The 2,984-nt window shown below is 59.4% G+C and carries 5 protein-coding genes; 1 reads left to right on the forward strand and 4 read right to left on the reverse strand.

From position 1 onward, the window contains the following. On the forward strand, positions 1–425 hold a 425-nt coding region (locus C2U68_RS20900; protein WP_313901425.1), incomplete at its 5' end, for an alpha-isopropylmalate synthase regulatory domain-containing protein. On the opposite strand, the gene C2U68_RS20905 is transcribed toward C2U68_RS20900, so the two are convergent. From C2U68_RS20905 to C2U68_RS20920, 4 genes are all read right to left on the reverse strand, one after another. Further along, positions 406–954 carry a uracil-DNA glycosylase family protein gene (locus C2U68_RS20905; RefSeq protein ID WP_140914411.1) on the reverse strand — a complete coding sequence of 183 codons (549 nt, stop codon included), beginning with the start codon at positions 952–954 and terminating at the stop codon, positions 406–408. The genes C2U68_RS20900 and C2U68_RS20905 overlap by 20 nt on opposite strands. A 53-nt stretch (positions 955–1,007) precedes the next feature. Beyond that, the gene (locus C2U68_RS20910; protein WP_140914408.1) at positions 1,008–1,775 is read right to left on the reverse strand and encodes an exodeoxyribonuclease III; all 768 of its coding nucleotides are present in this window, start codon (positions 1,773–1,775) and stop codon (positions 1,008–1,010) included. Positions 1,776–1,857: 82 nt separating this feature from the next. After that, positions 1,858–2,607: a methylenetetrahydrofolate reductase gene (locus C2U68_RS20915; RefSeq protein WP_140914409.1), complete on the reverse strand. Its 750-nt coding sequence runs from the start codon at positions 2,605–2,607 to the stop codon at positions 1,858–1,860. Between the two features lie 43 nt (positions 2,608–2,650). Further along, on the reverse strand, positions 2,651–2,984 hold a 334-nt coding region (locus tag C2U68_RS20920; protein ID WP_140914410.1), incomplete at its 5' end, for a winged helix-turn-helix domain-containing protein.

The following is a 2,984-nucleotide window of genomic DNA, read 5'->3' on the forward strand; positions in this document are numbered from 1 at the left end:
CCGACGCCGGCGGCGGCGAGATCGGCCATGCGGAAATCTGGCGCTTGTTCAACGCAACTTATTTGACTGATGCTGGGCCGCTCCGTTACCTCGGCCACCGTTTAGCCGAAATCGATGGCGGCCAACGGATCGAATTGGATCTGCAATGGCACGGCGCAACGCGCTGTGTGGCCGGCGACGGCAACGGCCCGCTGGATGCGGCGGTCGCCGCGTTGACGGAGCTGGATTGCGCCGTCACCATCCGCAGTTACGAAGAGCGCTCGCTCGGTCCCAGCCGCCACGGCGGCGATGCCCGCGCCTGCGCCTTCGTCGAATTGGCCGGGCCGGATGGCCAGCCGCCGCGTTACGGCGTCGGCATTGACAATAACTTGCTGACGGCGTCGATCAAGGCGCTGATCAGCGGCGTCAATCGCTCGGCCGAATAGTTTGCCAGGCCGGATGACGTTCGATTGCGGCCAGGGCCTCGGCCAGTAGGCTAATGCCCGGCTCGGTGCGGTGCCAAGTCGAGGCGCCGGACGGGTGCGGCAGCGGGATCAGGTCGGCAGCGTGGCCGTAGACGTCGATCCGAAATTGCTTGCCGATCACCTCGCTGAGTTTGTCGGCCTTCAGCCGTTGCTGGATCGCCAGCTTACCGACCGGGATGATCAGTTGCGGTTGCAATAGCTCGATTTCGGTACGCAGCCAGTCAGAGCAGTTTTCGATTTCGGCCGGGCTCGGCACCCGATCGCCGCCGCCGGCCTGCTTGCCGGGGAAACAGCGGCACACCGCCGCCATATACACCCGTTGCCGAAATTGTTCTTCGTTCAAGCCCAATCGGCCGAACCAGCCGAACAACGTCTTGCCGGCGGTCCAGGCGAACGGCTTGCCGAACTGGCCTTCCTTGCCGCCCGGCGCCTGACCGATCAGCAGCACTTTTGACATCACCGGTTGACAACAAACCACCGGACCGATCATGTCCGGACAACGCCGGCAGGCCAGCAAGGCCGCCCGATGCTGGTGCAGCGCGCTCAAGCGATTTGAATGTCGATGCCGACCGGACAGTGGTCCGAACCGGTGATCTCCGGCAGGATGAAGGCGCTTTGGATGCTCGGCACTAGCGGTTCGCTGGCCAACAGGTAATCGATCCGCCAACCGATGTTCTTTTCGCGGGCGTTGGCGCGGTAACTCCACCAACTGTAAGCCACTTGCTCCGGATGGAAATGGCGGAAGCTGTCGACCAGACCGCGCGCCAGAATACTGCTAAAACCGTCGATCTCGGCCTGGGTGTAGCCGGCCGATTTGTTGTAATTGGCCTTGGGCCGGGCGATGTCGATGGCTTGGTGGGCGACGTTGAAATCGCCGCCGACGATCACCGGTTTGCGGCTTTGCAGATCGGCCAGATAATCGCCGAACGCCTGGTCCCAGGTTTGCCGGTAATCCAGTCGGGACAGGCCGTCGCCAGAATTCGGCACATACACGTTCACCACGTAAAACCCCTCGTACTCGGCGGCGATGACTCGGCCTTCCAGGTCGTGGTCGGTCTGGCCGATGTCGCGCAGAATTTGCAAGGGTTCCTGCCGGCACAGCAGCGCGACGCCGGAATAACCCTTGCGCTCGGCCGAGTTGGCGTGGACGTGGTAACCGTCGATGCCGTTCAGCGCCTGCGCCACCTGGTCTTCCTGGGCCTTGGTTTCTTGCAGCAAGATGCAGTCGGCGTCGATTTGCGCCAGGGTTTCGGCAAAACCTTTGCCTTGCACGGCGCGGATGCCGTTGACGTTCCAGGAGACGATTTTCATTGCAGTAGTATGGATGCAGTTGAAGACCGGGCTATTCTAAGCGTTGCCGGCCGCAACGGCATAGTGCGGCCGGCAACGGGCTTTACTTGGCGGTGCTGATATTGATTCTTTGAAAATATTTACCCAAATCGATCCGGATCGGCATGAAATAGACGTGCAAACCGGTCTCGGCGGCCGTCGCGATCAGATTGTTGGCGAACTCGACGTTCCAGTCGTAATCCGGACGGAAATTTTTCGGAAATTTGACCCGATTTTTCACTTCCCAATAATTCTGCGAGGCCTGCGTCGTGATCGGACTGATGCCGATATAGGTTTCCAGCCCTTGCATATGTTCGGCATAAATCTCGACCATGCGCGGATCGTAAAACGGTTGCGAGAAAAAACCGGTGGCGCCGGCATCGGCCTTGCGCCAGATATAGTCGCACTCGTCCTGCAAACCCTGGCGATGCGGATCGAAACCGGCGTAAATATTTAGCTCCGGAAAGCGGCGGCGCACGGCGCGGATCAGATCGACCACGTCGGTATTGTAGAACGCCCGTTTCAAACCCTCCGGCGGATCGCCGGTTACCAGCAACACGCTATCCAGGCCGTAGTCTTCGATGATGCGGAACAATTCGCCGCCGTCAATTTTAAAGTCGATGGCTCGAAAATGCGGGATGAAGCGGAAACGGCTACGATCGACCCGGCTTGCCAATTGCCAACTGCGGGTGTCGAAGCGCTGGATATCCGGCACGTTGATGATGTTGATGCCTTGGTTCAGGGTTTGCACAAAGGCGTATTGTTCGTCGAAAGCCTGTAGGCTTCTGGGTACGATTTCGAAAGAAATATTCATGGATGGTGTAACGAATGGAAGTGTATTCGGTCTGCGGCTGGGTTCAATCGGCGCTGGCAAGTTTGGAATCGGTATCGTCTGCCGGGGTTTGCTGCGGTTGAGCCATCAACCCGGAGAACAGTTGCAGGTAGTCATCCGCGGAATGATTAACCGCTTCGACCATCTTGCTATATTGCGCCAGCACCTGCTGCCCTAGCGGTGTCAGTACCGTGCCGCCGCCGTGGCGTCCACCTTTCGCGGCGTGCACCAATGGCTCGGCAAAGCTACGGTTCATCACATCCACCAACATCCAGGCCCGGCGGTAGCTCATATTCATGGATTTACCCGCTGCCATGATGGAACCGGTTTTTTGAATGGCGGCCAACAGTTCGGCTTTG

This window comes from Methylomonas koyamae, assembly GCF_006483455.1.
Lineage (GTDB): Bacteria > Pseudomonadota > Gammaproteobacteria > Methylococcales > Methylomonadaceae > Methylomonas > Methylomonas koyamae_B.

Coding starts and splice junctions, on each gene's coding strand:
- C2U68_RS20905 (WP_140914411.1), bottom strand. CDS start 954: ATGATCGGTCCGGTGGTTTGTTGTCAACCGGTGATGTCAAAAGTGCTG.
- C2U68_RS20910 (WP_140914408.1), bottom strand. CDS start 1,775: ATGAAAATCGTCTCCTGGAACGTCAACGGCATCCGCGCCGTGCAAGGC.
- C2U68_RS20915 (WP_140914409.1), bottom strand. CDS start 2,607: ATGAATATTTCTTTCGAAATCGTACCCAGAAGCCTACAGGCTTTCGAC.